Annotated in this window: 15 protein-coding genes; 7 read left to right on the top strand and 8 right to left on the bottom strand. The window is 63.4% G+C overall.

Features of this window, described 5'->3' with window-relative positions; all coding sequences use genetic code 11:
• The first annotated feature begins 142 nt into the window (after positions 1–142).
• The 5 genes from AC2TZ7_RS14065 to AC2TZ7_RS14045 all read left to right on the top strand — a co-directional run bounded on the left by AC2TZ7_RS14065 (position 143) and on the right by AC2TZ7_RS14045 (position 4,609).
• Entirely contained in the window at positions 143–463 is a 321-nt protein-coding gene (locus AC2TZ7_RS14065; RefSeq protein WP_489864704.1) for a hypothetical protein, read from the top strand.
• A complete protein-coding gene (locus AC2TZ7_RS14060; protein ID WP_489864703.1) occupies positions 393–2,861 on the top strand; it encodes a baseplate megatron protein TIM-barrel domain-containing protein in 2,469 nt (822 codons plus the stop codon). The genes AC2TZ7_RS14065 and AC2TZ7_RS14060 overlap by 71 nt, the downstream gene beginning before the upstream one ends.
• A gap of 1 nt (position 2,862) precedes the next feature.
• Entirely contained in the window at positions 2,863–3,207 is a 345-nt protein-coding gene (locus AC2TZ7_RS14055; RefSeq protein WP_489864702.1) for a DUF7742 family protein, read from the top strand.
• A gap of 29 nt (positions 3,208–3,236) precedes the next feature.
• A complete protein-coding gene (gene cysE / locus AC2TZ7_RS14050; RefSeq protein ID WP_489864701.1) occupies positions 3,237–4,043 on the top strand; it encodes a serine O-acetyltransferase in 807 nt (268 codons plus the stop codon).
• A 125-nt stretch (positions 4,044–4,168) separates the two neighbouring features.
• A complete protein-coding gene (locus AC2TZ7_RS14045; protein WP_489864700.1) occupies positions 4,169–4,609 on the top strand; it encodes a DUF4174 domain-containing protein in 441 nt (146 codons plus the stop codon).
• A 71-nt stretch (positions 4,610–4,680) separates the two neighbouring features.
• On the opposite strand, the gene AC2TZ7_RS14040 is transcribed toward AC2TZ7_RS14045, so the two are convergent.
• From AC2TZ7_RS14040 to AC2TZ7_RS14025, 4 genes are all read right to left on the bottom strand, one after another.
• Complete coding sequence (locus AC2TZ7_RS14040) at positions 4,681–6,039, bottom strand: pyruvate dehydrogenase complex dihydrolipoamide acetyltransferase (protein WP_489864699.1); 1,359 nt, start codon at positions 6,037–6,039, stop codon at positions 4,681–4,683.
• 12 nt (positions 6,040–6,051) lie between these two features.
• Positions 6,052–7,440: a pyruvate dehydrogenase complex E1 component subunit beta gene (locus AC2TZ7_RS14035; protein WP_489864698.1), complete on the bottom strand. Its 1,389-nt coding sequence runs from the start codon at positions 7,438–7,440 to the stop codon at positions 6,052–6,054.
• A 14-nt stretch (positions 7,441–7,454) separates the two neighbouring features.
• On the bottom strand, positions 7,455–8,480 hold the full coding sequence (pdhA, locus tag AC2TZ7_RS14030; protein ID WP_078520888.1) for a pyruvate dehydrogenase (acetyl-transferring) E1 component subunit alpha: 1,026 nt from the start codon (positions 8,478–8,480) through the stop codon (positions 7,455–7,457).
• A gap of 182 nt (positions 8,481–8,662) precedes the next feature.
• On the bottom strand, positions 8,663–8,959 hold the full coding sequence (locus AC2TZ7_RS14025; protein ID WP_152844401.1) for an FtsB family cell division protein: 297 nt from the start codon (positions 8,957–8,959) through the stop codon (positions 8,663–8,665).
• A gap of 303 nt (positions 8,960–9,262) precedes the next feature.
• Between AC2TZ7_RS14025 and AC2TZ7_RS14020 the strand changes: the two genes are divergently transcribed.
• Both AC2TZ7_RS14020 and AC2TZ7_RS14015 read left to right on the top strand, forming a co-directional pair.
• Entirely contained in the window at positions 9,263–10,180 is a 918-nt protein-coding gene (locus tag AC2TZ7_RS14020) for a glycosyltransferase family 92 protein (RefSeq protein WP_489864697.1), read from the top strand.
• A gap of 55 nt (positions 10,181–10,235) precedes the next feature.
• Complete coding sequence (locus tag AC2TZ7_RS14015) at positions 10,236–10,910, top strand: hypothetical protein (RefSeq protein WP_489864696.1); 675 nt, start codon at positions 10,236–10,238, stop codon at positions 10,908–10,910.
• Positions 10,911–11,031: 121 nt separating this feature from the next.
• Here AC2TZ7_RS14015 and AC2TZ7_RS14010 read toward each other — a convergent pair.
• From AC2TZ7_RS14010 to AC2TZ7_RS13995, 4 genes are all read right to left on the bottom strand, one after another.
• Positions 11,032–11,789 (bottom strand): IS5 family transposase gene (locus AC2TZ7_RS14010; protein ID WP_134330913.1). Its coding sequence is split into 2 segments (ribosomal slippage): positions 11,032–11,468 and positions 11,468–11,789, totalling 759 coding nucleotides; the frame shifts between segments, so codons are not numbered across the junction.
• Between the two features lie 84 nt (positions 11,790–11,873).
• A protein-coding gene (locus AC2TZ7_RS14005; protein WP_134330913.1) for an IS5 family transposase occupies positions 11,874–12,631 on the bottom strand; the annotation gives its coding sequence in 2 pieces (ribosomal slippage) (positions 11,874–12,310 and positions 12,310–12,631; 759 coding nt in all).
• 245 nt (positions 12,632–12,876) lie between these two features.
• Positions 12,877–13,770, bottom strand: a complete 894-nt coding sequence (locus tag AC2TZ7_RS14000) for a fructose bisphosphate aldolase (RefSeq protein WP_489864695.1) — start codon at positions 13,768–13,770, stop codon at positions 12,877–12,879.
• 223 nt (positions 13,771–13,993) lie between these two features.
• Positions 13,994–15,190, bottom strand: coding sequence for a phosphoglycerate kinase (locus AC2TZ7_RS13995; RefSeq protein WP_489864694.1), 1,197 nt, complete (start codon positions 15,188–15,190; stop codon positions 13,994–13,996).
• Positions 15,191–15,313: the final 123 nt, after the last annotated feature.

Genomic DNA, 15,313 nt, shown 5'->3' with positions numbered 1-15,313 from the left:
GAATTTAGAGCTTGACTTTGCGAACGCTCTCGGGTAGAGATTTGACATGCTAGGAGAAGTGGGCAAGCGCTGCGGGGAAAGCCGACGGCGTTTTTTCATGTCTCTCGAACGGACCAACTTGGAACGGGTGGGTTCGTAAGTGATGCAAGACAACAAGATGAACGAGGCGGGGGCGCCGGTCGATCTTCTGGATCAGACCGAAGCGCTCTATCGGGACGTGGCCGAGGAGCTGGCGCAGGCGTTGCAGGGGGTGCGGCGCGGCGACATATCCGAGGCGAAAGCGGCGGTGCAGGCGGTCAAGGACCTCCGCACCGCTTTTCATTTGGTGATGGAGGAACGAACGCGTGTCGAGAAACTCCGCAGACAGCTGGCAGGTGTCGCCGCCGGACGCGATGGCGCGCTCGACTTCGATGCCGCCAGAGCTGAAATCGGGCGCCGCCTGGCTCGCCTCCGCGACGCCTGAGAGCGTCGAGGCGTTTCTCGACGGGCTCGACGACAATGCATTGCTCGCGCTGCCCTGGATCTTCGAGTTCTGGGCGCTCGATCATCAGCTTCCGCCCGAAGGGGATTGGAAAAGCTGGGTGATCATGGGCGGACGCGGCGCGGGCAAGACGCGGGCCGGGGCCGAGTGGGTGCGTGCGCAGGTGGAAGGCGCACGCCCGCTCGACCCCGGAAGGGCGCGGCGCGTGGCGCTGGTCGGCGAGACCTTTGATCAGGTGCGTGATGTGATGGTGATGGGGGAGAGCGGGATCCTTGCCTGCTCTCCGCCCGACCGCAGGCCCGACTGGGAAGCGGGAAGACGGCGGCTCGTCTGGCCGAACGGGGCCACGGCGCAGGCCTTCTCGGCCTATGAGCCCGAGGCGCTGCGGGGGCCGCAATTCGACGCGGCCTGGGTCGATGAGTTGGGCTGTGCGGCGATCGACAAGGGCACGAACGAGCCGAACAAGTTCCTCGATCCGAAAAGCTCGGAAAGCGCGCTGCCGCATTACTCGGATGGGCGGCGCGATGACTACATCCAGATGCAATATCTGCGGGCGATGACGTCCTATTGGGGGGATGCCGCGCGGAACCCGGTGTCGGAGTTCTATGGCGGTCCGATGGTGGATATGGCGCGCGCCCATGTCTGGGCGTGGGATGTGCGGCCCTATCCGCAATTTCCCGGTCTCCCGGAGGTATGGGACGACGCGGCGAATTATGCGCGGGGGCATTGGATTTCGGGGCGGGCGACGGCGCAACCTCTGGCGCATGTCGTGGGCGAGATTTGTGCGCTCGCAGGGGGCGAGATGTTCGATGTGAGCGCGCTGCACGGGGTGGTGCGCGGATATGCGATGCCCGGGGGGATCACGCCGCGCGGCGCGTTGCAGTCGCTGAGCGTGATCTACGGCTTCGATGCGGTGGAGCGCGACGGGGAATTGGTGTTCCGGATGCGCGATGCGTCGGTCGATGCGGAGGTGGTGCCACCGCTGCTTGCGCTGGATGGCGACGATCAGAGTCTGGAGACGCGCCGTGCGCCGGAGGCGGAGATCGCGGGACGCGTGCGACTGGCCTATGTCGAGGCCGATGGCAGTTTCGAGACCCGCGCCGTGGAAGCGATCTTCCCCGACGAGGAGAACGGCCCCGCCTCTGCGAGCGAGACGCCCCTGGCGCTGACGCGGGCGGAGGGAATGCGCGTCGTGAACCGCTGGCTCTCGGAGGCGCGGGTGGCGCGCGATATGGCGCAGTTCACGCTACCGCCCTCGATGGGGTGGCTCGGGCCGGGGGATGTCGTGGTGCTGCAGACCGAGGAGGGCGCGCGGCGCTACCGGATCGACCGGATGGAGCGCGCCGAGGCGATCCGTGTGGAGGCGGTCCGGGTCGAGCCGGGGATCTATGAGGCCTCGGAAGAGACCGACGAAGTTGCGCGGATCGAGAGCTTCACGCCGCCTGTGCCGGTCACACCGGTATTCCTTGATTTGCCGTTGCTGACAGGCGCGGAAGACCCGTATGCGCCGCATCTGGCGGTGACGGCGAGCCCTTGGCCGGGGACGGCAGCTTTGTATTCCGCGCTCGAGGATGCGGGCTATGCGCTGAATACCAGGATCGAGACGCAAGCCGCGATCGGGGTGACACAGACGATCTTGCCGCATGCACAGAGCGGGCTCTGGGATCGCGGGCCGAGCCTGCGCGTGAAGATGCTGTCGGGGACCTTGGAAAGCGCGAGCGAAGAGGGTGTGCTGGCGGGACTGAACGCGATGGCGATCGGGGATGGCTCGTCGGATCGCTGGGAGGTGTTCCAGTTCCGGACCGCCGAGCCGGTGGAGCCGGGCGTCTGGGATGTCTCGATGCGCTTGCGTGGGCAGGCGGGGAGCGATGCGCTGATGATGCACGATGCCTGGCCGGAAGGCTCGGTGGTCGTGCTGCTCGACGGGACGCCGCGCCAGATCGAGGTGCCGCCCTCGGCGCGAAATCAGGCGCGTCACTACCGGGTGGGGCCTGCCGGTAGTGGCTATGATGACCCCTCCTATATTCATACGGTTCAAGCCTTTGCGGGGATCGGGCTGCGGCCCTTGTCGCCTTGTCATTTGCGCGCGCAGGCGCTGGGCGGCGATCTGCGGCTGAGTTGGGTGCGGCGGACGCGGATCGGGGGCGATGACTGGGAGGCGCTGGACGTGCACCTGAGTGAGGTGTCGGAGCGCTACCGGGTGCGGGTGTTTGAGGGGCAGGTGATCCGGCGCGAGGTGATCGTGAGCGCGCCGGATTGGACCTATGGCGCGGCAGAGCGCGCGGAAGACGGGATGATCGGCGCGCCGAGCTTCGAGGTGGCGCAGGTCTCGGATGTCTTCGGCCCGGGGCTGCCGGCGCGGATGACCTGGACCGGGTGAGATGCGCGCGGTGCTGGACGGCGATCTGATGGCGCTCGCGCGGGTGGTGATGCTCTGGCCCGATGCGCGGCGCATGGACCGACTTCACCGACTCCTCGACCGGGTTCATGCGGCGGACCTCTATTGCAAGCGATTCCGCCGTGCGCATCCGTACTGGGGGAACGGCTCGGTCCTGAACATGGCGCTGGGCCTGCCGCGGGCGAAGGCCGGGCCGGGCGATCCGCGTTATCTGCACGCGCTGGGCTGTGTCTGTGTGGGGATGGCCATGTGGCGCTTGACGCGACAGCCCCTTAAGCGAAATGACGAAACGCCCCTTACTCTATTCGCCGGAAAGCCTATGTGTTAAGTTCTTGCGCGCGAAGAGGGAGTAATCCGATGAACAAGCAGATGGCCAAGGTTACCACCGTCGATCCGGTCTGGACGCAGATTTGTGACGAGGCGCGGGCTGCGGTGCGTGACGAGCCGCTTCTGGGGTCCTTGATCCATGCGGGCCTCTTGCATCACCCGACGCTCGAACGGGCGCTGGCCTATCGTTTCTCGATGAAACTCGCCTCGGCGGAGATGAGCGAGCAGCTTCTGCGTGAGATCGCCGAGGAAGCTTTCGCTGCCGATCCCGCCTTGGGGCAGGCGGCGCGGGCCGATCTGGTGGCCGTGCATGAGCGCGACCCGGCCTGCCACCGGCTGATCCAGCCGCTGTTGTTCTTCAAAGGGTTTCAGGCACTGCAAAGCTACCGGATCGCGCATTGGCTGTTCACGAACGGTCGCCGCGACATGGCCTATTTCGTGCAGATGCGCACCTCCGAGCTGTTCGGTGTGGATATCCATCCCGGCGCGAAGATCGGGCGCGGCATCATGATGGACCATGCCCATTCGATCGTGATCGGGGAAACGGCTGTGGTGGGCGACAATGTCTCGATGCTGCATTCGGTGACGCTTGGCGGGACCGGCAAGGAAGACGAAGAGCGTCACCCGAAGATCGGCAATGGCGTGCTGATCGGGGCGGGTGCGAAGGTGCTCGGCAATATCCATGTCGGCGATTACAGCCGGATCGCGGCGGGCTCGGTCGTTCTCTCCGACGTGCCGCGCTGCACGACGGTGGCCGGCGTGCCCGCGAAGATCGTGGGCGAGGCGGGCTGCGACCGTCCCGCGCGCGAGATGGATCAGCTTTTGCACAGCAAGTGAGCGCATCTCACATGGAATAGACAGGCGGGGCTTCGGCCCCGCTTTTTTCATGACTGGCTTTCGCCAAAGTGAACCCGGGCAGGGGCTCGGGGCGTAGCTCTACTGACTGATCACAGGAGAGCGACATGAAACCGATTTGGATGAACGGGCTTGCGGCCCTTCTCGTTTGGGCGCCGATGGGGCTTCCCCGCGCCAGCGCCAGCGCGAGCAACGAACTGCAGACGCTGCCAGCCGATCAGAGCGATCTCGCGCCTTATCGCTGGGATCGCCGCGTGGTGCTGATATTTGCCAATTCGGAGGCCGATCCGCAGTTTCGCACGGCGCGCAAGATGGTGACCGCGCAAGCGGATGGTGTCGCCGAGCGCGACATCACCGTGCTGGCCGATACCGCGCCGAACGCGGGCGGCGCGTTGCGCGACAAGCTCGGGGTCGACGGATTCCGGATGCTGCTGATCGGCAAGGATGGCGGTGTGAAGATGGACCGCGCCGAGCCGATCCCGGTTGAGACGCTGTTCGCCACCATCGACGCGATGCCGATGCGCCAGCGCGAGATGCGAGCCGACTGATCCCTCGAAGATAAGCGAAGGCCCGGACCAAGCGGTCCGGGCCTTTTGTCATGTCTAGGGATGATGTGACCTCAGGCCAGCATCAGCATCGGGTTCTCGAGGTTCTCGCAGATCGCCTTCATAAGCTCCGCGCCGAGTGCGCCGTCGATCACGCGGTGATCGACCGAGAGCGTCATGGACATGACGGTCGCCACTTCGATCTCGCCCTCGTCATTCACGACCGGCTGCTTGATGCCCGCGCCGACGGCGAGGATCGCGCCGTGGGGCGGGTTGATGACCGCGTCGAAATTCTCGATCCCGAACATGCCGAGATTGGAGATCGCGAAGCTGCCGCCCTGATATTCATGTGGCGCGAGCTTGCGGTCTCGGGCACGGGTCGCGAGGTCTTTCATCTCCGCCGACAGCGTCGAGAGCGACTTCATCTCCGCATCCTTCAGCACCGGCGTGAACAGCCCGCCTTCGATCGCGACCGCGACGGCCACGTCTGAGGGCTTCAGCTTGAACACCTTGTCGCCGGCCCAGACCGCATTCGCATCCGGCACCGATTGCAGCGCCAGCGCGCAGGCCTTGATGATGAAGTCGTTGACCGACAGCTTCACGCCGCGCCCCTCGAGCTGCTTGTTGAGCTGCGAACGGAATTTCATCAGCGCGTCGAGTTTGACGGAGCGGCGCAGGTAGAAATGCGGGATCGTCTGCTTGGCCTCGGTGAGACGCGCGGCGATGGTCTTGCGCATCCCGTTAAGCTCGATCTCCTCGTAGTCGCGCCCCTCATACATCTTGGCGATGGCCGAGGAAGAGACGGTCGGTGCTGCCGGGGCAGGGGCCGCGGCCTCCGCTTTCGGTGCGTCCGCCTTGGCCGGGGCTGCCTTGCCACCTTCAGCGGCTTCGACATCGGCCTTCACGATACGACCTTTCGGACCCGACCCCTTGAGGGCTGCCAGATCGACACCCTTGTCGGCGGCGATGCGGCGTGCGAGCGGCGAGGCGAAGACGCGCTTGCCATCCGCATCCTGCGGGGCGGCGGGCGCTTTCTCGGTCTTCGGCGCGGCGCTCGGGGCCGACTTCGCGCCGCTCTTTTCGGCGGGCGCGTTGTCGGCGTCCTTGGTCTCTTTCGCATCCTCAGCGGCTTCGGCTTGTGCTTCCCCGGGAACGGGGCTCTCGGCCTCGTCCACGGCGCTTGCATCCTCGCCCTCTTCCAGCAGCACGGCGATCGGGTCGTTGACCTTCACGCCCGAGGTGCCTTCCGAGACGAGGATCTTGCCGATCACGCCTTCATCCACGGCCTCGAATTCCATCGTGGCCTTGTCGGTCTCGATCTCCGCGATGATGTCGCCAGAGGAGACTTCGTCACCCTCTTTCACGAGCCATTTCGCGAGTGTGCCTTCCTCCATCGTCGGCGACAGGGCGGGCATCAAAATCTGGGTTGCCATTGCGCTATCCCCTTACCGGTAGGTGACTTTTTTGACCGCATCGACGACCTCGTCCGAGGTCACGAGTGCCATTTTCTCAAGGTTCGCCGCGTAGGGCATGGGCACGTCCTTGCCGGTGCAGTTGATCACCGGCGCGTCGAGCCAGTCGAAGGCGCGCTCCATGATCACGGCCGACAGGTGGTTGCCGAAGCTTGCCACGGGGAAGCCTTCCTCGACGGTCACGCAGCGGTTGGTCTTGCGCACCGAGGCGAGCACCGTGTCGTAATCCACCGGGCGCAGGGTGCGCAGGTCGATCACTTCGGCGTCGATGCCGTCTTTCTCGAGCTTGTCGGCGGCCTCCAGAGCGTGGCTCATGCCGATGCCCCAGCTGACGATGGTGACATCCGCGCCTTCGCGCCAGATTTTCGCCTTGCCGAAGGGAATGGTGAAGTCCTCCAGATCCGGAACCTCGAACGAACGCCCGTAAAGGATCTCGTTTTCGAGGAAGATCACCGGGTTCGGATCGCGGATCGCCGATTTCAGCAGGCCTTTCGCATCGGCTGCCGAATAGGGCTGCACCACTTTCAGACCCGGAACATGGGCATACCATGCGCCGTAATCCTGGCTGTGCTGGGCCGCCACGCGGGCTGCCGCGCCGTTCGGGCCGCGGAACACCATAGGCGCGCCCATCTGGCCGCCCGACATATACAGCGTCTTCGCCGCCGAGTTGATGATCTGGTCCATCGCCTGCATGGCGAAGTTGAAGGTCATGAATTCGACGATCGGGCGCAGGCCACCGAAGGCCGCACCGACGCCGAGACCGGCAAAACCATGCTCGGTGATGGGCGTGTCGATCACGCGGCGGTCGCCGAACTCGTCCAAGAGGCCTTGCGTGACCTTGTAGGCGCCTTGGTATTCGGCGACTTCCTCGCCCATCACGAACACGCTGTCGTCGGAGCGCATCTCTTCGGCCATCGCATCACGCAGCGCCTCGCGGACGGTCTGCGTCTTCATCGGCGTGCCTTCGGGCCAATCCGGCGTGGTGTCGGGCTTGGGCATGTCGTCGTCCGACGATTTCGCCTGAGCGGGAGCCTTCGCGGGTTCGTCGCTCTCGTCGCTTTCAGCCGCATCCGAGCCGGTGTTCGGCGCTTCGGCCTCTTCGGCGGCGGAGGCGTCTTCGCCTTCTTCCAGCATCACCGCGATCGGGTCGTTGACCTTCACGCCGGAGGTGCCTTCCGCGACGAGGATCTTGCCCAGCGTGCCTTCGTCGACCGCTTCGAATTCCATCGTGGCCTTGTCGGTCTCGATCTCGGCGATGATGTCACCGGCCGAAATCTCGTCGCCCTCTTTCTTGAGCCATTTCGCCAGCGTGCCCTCTTCCATCGTGGGCGAGAGCGCGGGCATCAGAATCTTGGTTGCCATCTGTCTTTCCCCCCTCAGGCGTTCTGCGGCGCGACATCGGTATAGATGTCGGTGTAAAGTTCATCCGCGGAGGGCTCGGGGCTCTCCTTGGCGAAATCGGCGGCGCCGTTGACGATCGCCTTGATATCCTTGTCGACCTGCTTGAGCTCGTCCTCGGTCGCGTGCTTGCCGGTCAGCAGAAGTTGGCGGATATGCTCGATCGCGTCGCGCTCTTCGCGCATCTTCTGCACCTCTTCGCGGGTCCGGTATTTCGCCGGGTCCGACATCGAGTGGCCGCGATAGCGATAGGTCTTGATCTCGAGGATGTAGGGGCCCTTGCCCGAGCGGCAGTGCGCAACGGCCTTCTCGCCGGCCTGCTTCACCGCCAGCACGTCCATCCCGTCGACCTCTTCGCCCGCGATGCCATAGGCGATGCCGCGCTCGTAGAAGTCGGGCGACTTGGTCGCGCGCTTCACGCTGGTGCCCATCGCATATTGGTTGTTCTCGATCACGAAGACGACCGGGAGATCCCAGAGCTGCGCCATGTTGTAGGTCTCTGCGACCTGTCCCTGGTTCGCCGCACCGTCGCCGAAATAGGTGAAGGTGACGTTGTCGTTGCCCTTGTACTTGTCTGCGAAGGCGAGGCCCGCACCGATCGGCACCTGCGCCGCGACGATGCCGTGGCCGCCGTAGAAATGCTTCTCTTTCGAGAACATGTGCATCGAGCCGCCCTTGCCCTTCGAATAGCCGCCATCGCGGCCCGTGAGCTCGGCCATCACGCCTTTCGGGTCCATCCCGCAGGCGAGCATGTGCCCGTGGTCGCGATAGGAGGTGACGCGCTTGTCGCCTTCCTTCGCCGCAGCCTCGAGGCCGACGACCACCGCTTCCTGCCCGATATAGAGGTGGCAGAAGCCGCCGATCAGACCCATGCCGTAAAGCTGACCCGCCTTCTCTTCGAAGCGCCGGATCAGCAGCATGTCATGGTAATATTGCTTGAGTTCCTCGGCCGAGACATTCGCGCCCGCTTTGGCGCCGCTCGCCGAGCCTTTCCGTGCTGCCATTGGTCAGACCTCCCTTGGCCGGAATAGTTTAGCGTTAAACCATTCCTTACAGTAATGCCGGGCCGAAGGCAATGACCCCACGGTATCGCAGGGCAGGAATGGCGTTCACTTTCCAACTAGGGCCGGAGGGGCGGTTTTCGAGCGATGTTTATGCCGCGAAAATGGGCAGACCGGGAAGCCTCTCAGCGGATCACGATCTCGTCCGAGCGCATCGCGCCCAGAACTTCGCGCGCCCGGCTGTCGAGAAGGTCCAGATCGAGGTAATCGTCGGAGAGGCGATGGGTCAGGTTGGCCATCCGGTCGACCTTGGCGCGCAGCGCATCGCGCTCGGCGCGCTTGGCATCGATCTCCGCTTCGATCTGCACGCGGCTGAGAATGCCGTAACGCCCCTGCACGGCGGCAAAGGCGAAATAGGCGCCCAGCACCACTGCCACGGTCACGAAAATCAGAGGCCCGATCGTGGGGCGTCTCATCACCATTGTCCTGCCTCGCTTCTTCGCTGGTCGCGTGCCTGTCCCCCAGACCCGCGCCACGGCCTCTGACGGGCCCTGTGTCTCGAATCATGTCACATGTGATTCGTCATTGGAATCCCCCGGATGATCAATTCTGCAAAGATTTCGCACGACGTTGCGCGCTGGTTTGCGCACTGGTTTGCGCGGAGAGTTGCGCGCAGGATTGCCCCATGGGCGGCCCGCCTCTCACGCGCAGCCCCGGGAGGCGCACAGACTTGCCCCGGCACGCGCATCTGGCTAGGCAGGTTTCGCAGCAGGAAAGGCGCGCATGTGAGCATCTCTGGGTTCATCAAGGCGATCGGGTCGAAGAAGATGCGGCTCTTCGGCATCACCGCGCCGCGCGCAGCCGAAGGGCGCGAGGGGCTGGCCCTCGTCGCCATCGTGAAGAACGTGGGCGACTACATTCTCGAATGGCTGGAATTCCACACGGCGGCCGGGGCGCGCCACGTCTTTCTCTATGACAATGGCTGCACTGACGACACGCTGGCCAAGATCGCCGCGTCGCCCTTCGCGGCGTCCGTCACCGTGACCCCCTGGCGTATGGCGGGTTACGATCCGGTCACGGAGCGCCGCATCTCGCAGCAGGTCGGGGCCTATGCCCATGCGGTGACGACCTTCGGCGCCGATTTCGAGCGCATGGCCTTCATCGATATCGACGAATTCCTCGTCCCCGATCCCGGGCTGAGCCTGATGGAGGCGATCACGCAGCATGGCGATCACTCCAACATCTCGCTGCCCTGGCACATGTTCGGCCATGCGGGCCACGAGACGCGCCCCGATGGCTGGGTGACGCGCGCCTTCACCGACCGCGCACCGGTTCCCTACGCCCGCGACAGCGATCTGCTGCGCTTCAAATGCATCGTTGATCCGGCCCGCGTCTCGGCAGTGGGCGTGCATAGCTTCGAGACCGTGGACATGGGCGAGCGCACCGCCAACGCGGCGGGGCAGGTGGTGTCGAACCACGCGCGCAAGCAGGAGAGTTTCTTCACCTCGAGCCCGCTGCAGCTGAACCACTACTACCTGCTGTCGAAAGCCGAGCTGGAGACCAAACTCGCGCGCGGCCCGATCAATTTCGGCGGCGCCGAGGGCTATCGCAAACGCGTGCTGGCGAAAGTCTCCGAGATCGAACGCGCACCGGTCGAGGATCGCAAGGCGGTGGCATATTTTGAGGGTGTACGCGAGGGCTAAGCGGAGTAGTTTGCCTCCCGGGGAAGATCGCTAATGTAGGCGGAAGGTGATACCGGTGATACTCGAAAAAATCCGACGTTCTTACGATGCTAGGCGACTGCGTAAGAAATCGAGAGCCTTGGGGCGGCATTTCCTTATCGCGCCGACACCCGGGCTTACGATCGATCTTTCTGAATATGGCTCGGACCGGGATGCGTTGACTGCCGCACCTTGCGTGATCTCCTTCGGGACGCGCGACGGGTTTTACGATCGCTTCTGCGAGACGCTTCAGAAATCCTGTGACGCACACGGCGTCGCACACTCGATCGAGACGATCCCGCCCTGCGGGCGCATAAATGCGTGTCTGTTCAAGCCCAGCTTCATTAAGTTCAAGTTACTTACGCTTAATCGGCCGGTCATCTGGCTCGACGCGGATGCGTCGCTCGAAGGTGAATTTTCGTTGCCAGATTCCAAATGGGATATCGCGACGCTCTCGAATAACCGGGAGTCCGAGATCAATAAGAAAGCGGCCGTTTGTATTGCGTTTCAGCCGACAGTTGCGTCACTGCGATTTGTAGAGACGTGGGAGGGGTTTTGTTCCTCGCAATGGACGGCACCTGGCCTCGATCATGAAAGAATGAATTACACCCGAGAGGTCATGCACGGGCAGTATGTCGAAGAGGATTTAACCCCGCACGTTTCGGGTAAAATTGTGCGGGATTCCGGACGAAAAAAAGAATTCAGATACTGAAGTTGCTTCGAGATGTGTTCTGAAAATACTTTCTCTCAACTCTCTTGAGTCCCTTGTTTTTAAAGAGATTTCTCATGCCTACGACGCTTTCTTTTGAGCCATTTCTTTCTAGGCTCAGGACTCATAGCCAGTAGATGACCGTGGCGGCGAGAGCGATGGCCGAGAGGAAGACCTTCGGGCACCTATCGTATCGCGTGGCTACCCGCCGCCAGTCCTTGAGTCTGCCGAACATAATCTCGATCCGGTTGCGGCGTTTATAGCGGCGCTTGTCATACTTCACCGGTGTCTTCCGCTGCTTACGGCCCGGGATGCAGGCGCGTATCCCCTTGTCTTTCAACGCTTCGCGGAACCAGTCGGCGTCGTAACCGCGATCCCCGAGCAGCCAGTCGACATCCGGAAGACTGTCGCAAAGCGCCCGGGCACCGATGTAATCGCTGACCTGTCCTGCCGTTACGAACAGGTTGAGAGGGCGTCCCTGGCTGTCGCAGATGGCATGCAGTTTCGTGTTCATGCCGCCCTTGGTCCGTCCGATCAGGCGGCCGCGCCCCCCTTTTTGACGCCCAGACTGGACGCCGTGCGGTGGGCCTTCAGGTAAGTGGCGTCAATCATCACGGTCTTCTTCTCGCCATGCCCGGCAGCCAGTCCGGCCATCATCTTCGCGAAGATGCCTTTGTCGCTCCAACGCTTCCAACGGTTATAGAGCGTCTTGTGGGGGCCATACTCCTTCGGCGCATCTCGCCATCGCAACCCATTACGATTGATGAAGATAATACCGCTCAGGACGCGCCGATCATCGACGCGCGGCTTACCATGGGACTTCGGAAAGTAGGGCTCCAGACGCGCCATCTGCGCATCGCTCAGCCAGAATAGATCAGACATGTCACCGCTCTGTTTTCGTGCGGTGAATCATGCCCTTCTGCTGAAATCAATGGGTCCTGACCCTAAGGAAGCTAGGCTCAGGACTCATAGCCAGTAGATGACCGTGGCGGCGAGAGCGATGGCCGAGAGGAAGACCTTCGGGCACCTATCGTATCGCGTGGCTACCCGCCGCCAGTCCTTGAGTCTGCCGAACATAATCTCGATCCGGTTGCGGCGTTTATAGCGGCGCTTGTCATACTTCACCGGTGTCTTCCGCTGCTTACGGCCCGGGATGCAGGCGCGTATCCCCTTGTCTTTCAACGCTTCGCGGAACCAGTCGGCGTCGTAACCGCGATCCCCGAGCAGCCAGTCGACATCCGGAAGACTGTCGCAAAGCGCCCGGGCACCGATGTAATCGCTGACCTGTCCTGCCGTTACGAACAGGTTGAGAGGGCGTCCCTGGCTGTCGCAGATGGCATGCAGTTTCGTGTTCATGCCGCCCTTGGTCCGTCCGATCAGGCGGCCGCGCCCCCCTTTTTGACGCCCAGACTGGACGCCGTGCGGTGGGCCTTCAGGTAAGTGGCGTCAATCATCACGGTCTTCTTCTCGCCATGCCCGGCAGCCAGTCCGGCCATCATCTTCGCGAAGATGCCTTTGTCGCTCCAACGCTTCCAACGGTTATAGAGCGTCTTGTGGGGGCCATACTCCTTCGGCGCATCTCGCCATCGCAACCCATTACGATTGATGAAGATAATACCGCTCAGGACGCGCCGATCATCGACGCGCGGCTTACCATGGGACTTCGGAAAGTAGGGCTCCAGACGCGCCATCTGCGCATCGCTCAGCCAGAATAGATCAGACATGTCACCGCTCTGTTTTCGTGCGGTGAATCATGCCCTTCTGCTGAAATCAATGGGTTCTGACCCTAGTCTTGGAGAGCGATGGAGTGGAGCCTTCAGTCCTCGAACTCCTGCACTTCAAATAAAGAAAACGCCACAATCGAAAAAGCGGGCCGCCTCCCGACGCCCCGCTTCGGCTTGGTTCAAATGTCCCGGGGGAGCTCCCGCAGGGAGTGGGGGCAGCGCCCCCTGATCGGTTTACCGATCTTTTACCCCGCCACCGAGGCCGCATGGATCGAGGTGATCGCCTCTTCCAGCATCGCGTTGAACGCCTCGTCCGACTGCTGGGCCGAGAGGCCCTCGGTCAGCGCGCGCGAGAAGGACGCGATCATGCCGGTGTTCTTGGCCAGCTTCTCATTCGCCTCGTCGCGCGAATAGCCGCCCGAGAGCGCCACGACCTTCAGCACCTTCGGGTGATCGACCAGCGGCTTGTAGCGGTTCGGCTCGGTCGGCAGCGAGAGCTTCAGCATCACCTGCTTGCCCTCGGGCACCGCGTCGAGATGGCTCAGAATCTCGGCCAGCAGCATCTGCTCGGCCTCGTCCTTGTCGGAGATCGAGATCGTCACTTCCGGCTCGAGGATCGGCACGAGCCCGTGGCTCAGCACCTGCATGCCCAGCTCGAACTGCTGATCGACGATCGCCTTGATGCCGCCGACATTGGCCGCCGAGATCACCGAACGCTCCTTGGTGCCGAAGATGCCCGCCTTGGCCGCCCGCGACAGCAGATCGTCGAGGCCCGGGATTGGCTTCATCAGCTGCACGCCGTTCTCTTCGGCCTCCAACCCCTTGTCGATTTTGAGGAAGGGCACGACGCCACGCTTTTCCCAAAGATAGGTGGCGGTGGGCGTGCCGTCGATCTCGCGATCCATCGTCTGCTCGAACAGGATCGCGCCGACCACTTTCTCGCCGGTGAAGGCGGGGGATTTGATGATCCGTGCGCGCATCTGGTGGATCAGATCGAACATTTCCTCTTCGCCGTTATAGGCGTCTTCCTCGATCCCGTAGAGCCGCAGCGCCTTGGGGGTGGAACCGCCCGATTGGTCGAGGGCTGCGATGAAGCCGTTGCCCTCGCGCATCTGCTCGGTCTGCTTGGCGTTGGACATGGAAATTCCTCCTGCGGGATATGGTGTTGCCAGAAGGGATAGTTTCCGCGCCGGATCGATGCAACGCTGGTGACGCTAACATCGCGAAATGGCGTGAATTTTGGCGTGACCTCGCCGCCGCGCGCGGTCCTGCGCCGCGAAAAGACGCGCAAATGAGAAGGGCCGGGGCGCTCTCGCAGCCCCGGCCCGATCCGTCTCGCCGCCCTGTCACAGGGCGTGAGGCTCAGCTTTTCTGGTCGAGCGCAGCCACGCCCGGCAGGACCTTGCCTTCCATCCATTCGAGGAAAGCGCCGCCTGCGGTCGAGATATAGGAGAAGTCCTTCGCCGCATCGGCCTTGTTGAGCGCCGCGACCGTATCGCCGCCGCCTGCGACCGAGATCAGCTTCTCGTCGCGGGTCAGTTCGGCCGCTTTCGCCGCCGCCGCATTGGTCGCCGCATCGAAGGGCGCGATCTCGAACGCACCGAGCGGGCCGTTCCAGATCAGCGTGCGCGAGTTCTCGAAGACCGATCCGATCTCCTCGACCGATTTCGGACCGGCGTCGAGGATCATCGCATCCGCCGGGCAGGCGTCATTGGCGACGGTCTCGTTCTCGGCGCCCACCTTGAACTCGCGCGCCACGACCACGTCGACGGGCAGGTGGATCTTGCAGCCAGCGTGTTTGGCCTTCTCCATGATCTCTTGCGCGGTGCCCGCCATGTCGCGCTCGGCCAGCGATTTGCCGACATCGATGCCCTGCGCCACGAGGAAAGTGTTCGCCATGCCGCCGCCGATGATCAGGTGATCGACCTTGGCCACCAGATTGCCCAGCAGGTCGAGCTTGGTCGAGACCTTCGCGCCGCCCACGACCGCCGTCACCGGGCGCTCGGGATCGCCAAGGGCCGCGTCGAGCGCTTTCAGCTCGGCTTCCATCAGGCGACCGGCGGCTGCGGGCAGGATCTTCGCGATGCCTTCGGTCGAAGCGTGCGCGCGGTGCGCGGCCGAAAAGGCGTCATTGACATAGACCTCGCCAAGCGCGCCCATCTCGGCGGCCAGCATCGGGTCGTTCTTCTCTTCGCCGGCGTGGAAACGGGTGTTCTCCAGCAGCAGAACTTCGCCTTTCTGCAACGCGCCCACGGCTTCCTTCGCGGGACCGCCGACGCAGTCCTTGGCGAATTTCACCGGGAAGCCCAGAGCCTTCTCCAGTGCGGGAACCAGCGGCTCGAGGCTCATCTCGGGCACGACCTGACCCTTGGGGCGACCGAAATGCGCCAGCAGCACCGGCTTTCCGCCCTTCGAGAGAATGTCGGTCACGGTCGGCACGATCTTCTCGATCCGCGTCGCGTCGGTCACTTTTCCGTTCTCCACGGGCACGTTGATATCGACGCGCACCAGCACGACCTTGCCGTCCAGATCGACCTCGTCGAGGGTTTTCCAAGCCATGAAATCACTCTCCCTATCGGCGCAGGGGACCATCGTGAATGTGGCCCGCTCCCGCGGCTTGCGTTCTTCATGCCTGCGGCGATGGGTCGCGTCAACGGGCGCGGCCCAACTGCGGCGCTTTGT

Source organism: Thioclava sp. ISO4 (assembly GCF_058105145.1).
This window is presented reverse-complemented; position numbering and strand designations above follow the sequence as displayed.

What these genes read in the sequence shown, in the direction of transcription:
- AC2TZ7_RS14055 (WP_489864702.1), top strand. Translation starts at nt 2,863, where the DNA reads ATGCGCGCGGTGCTGGACGGCGATCTGATGGCGCTCGCGCGGGTGGTG.
- AC2TZ7_RS13995 (WP_489864694.1), bottom strand. Translation starts at nt 15,190, where the DNA reads ATGGCTTGGAAAACCCTCGACGAGGTCGATCTGGACGGCAAGGTCGTG.
- AC2TZ7_RS14035 (WP_489864698.1), bottom strand. Translation starts at nt 7,440, where the DNA reads ATGGCAACCAAGATTCTGATGCCCGCGCTCTCGCCCACGATGGAAGAG.
- AC2TZ7_RS14065 (WP_489864704.1), top strand. Translation starts at nt 143, where the DNA reads ATGCAAGACAACAAGATGAACGAGGCGGGGGCGCCGGTCGATCTTCTG.
- AC2TZ7_RS14000 (WP_489864695.1), bottom strand. Translation starts at nt 13,770, where the DNA reads ATGTCCAACGCCAAGCAGACCGAGCAGATGCGCGAGGGCAACGGCTTC.
- AC2TZ7_RS14040 (WP_489864699.1), bottom strand. Translation starts at nt 6,039, where the DNA reads ATGGCAACCCAGATTTTGATGCCCGCCCTGTCGCCGACGATGGAGGAA.
- pdhA (WP_078520888.1), bottom strand. Translation starts at nt 8,480, where the DNA reads ATGGCAGCACGGAAAGGCTCGGCGAGCGGCGCCAAAGCGGGCGCGAAT.
- AC2TZ7_RS14025 (WP_152844401.1), bottom strand. Translation starts at nt 8,959, where the DNA reads ATGGTGATGAGACGCCCCACGATCGGGCCTCTGATTTTCGTGACCGTG.
- AC2TZ7_RS14045 (WP_489864700.1), top strand. Translation starts at nt 4,169, where the DNA reads ATGAAACCGATTTGGATGAACGGGCTTGCGGCCCTTCTCGTTTGGGCG.
- cysE (WP_489864701.1), top strand. Translation starts at nt 3,237, where the DNA reads ATGAACAAGCAGATGGCCAAGGTTACCACCGTCGATCCGGTCTGGACG.
- AC2TZ7_RS14060 (WP_489864703.1), top strand. Translation starts at nt 393, where the DNA reads ATGGCGCGCTCGACTTCGATGCCGCCAGAGCTGAAATCGGGCGCCGCC.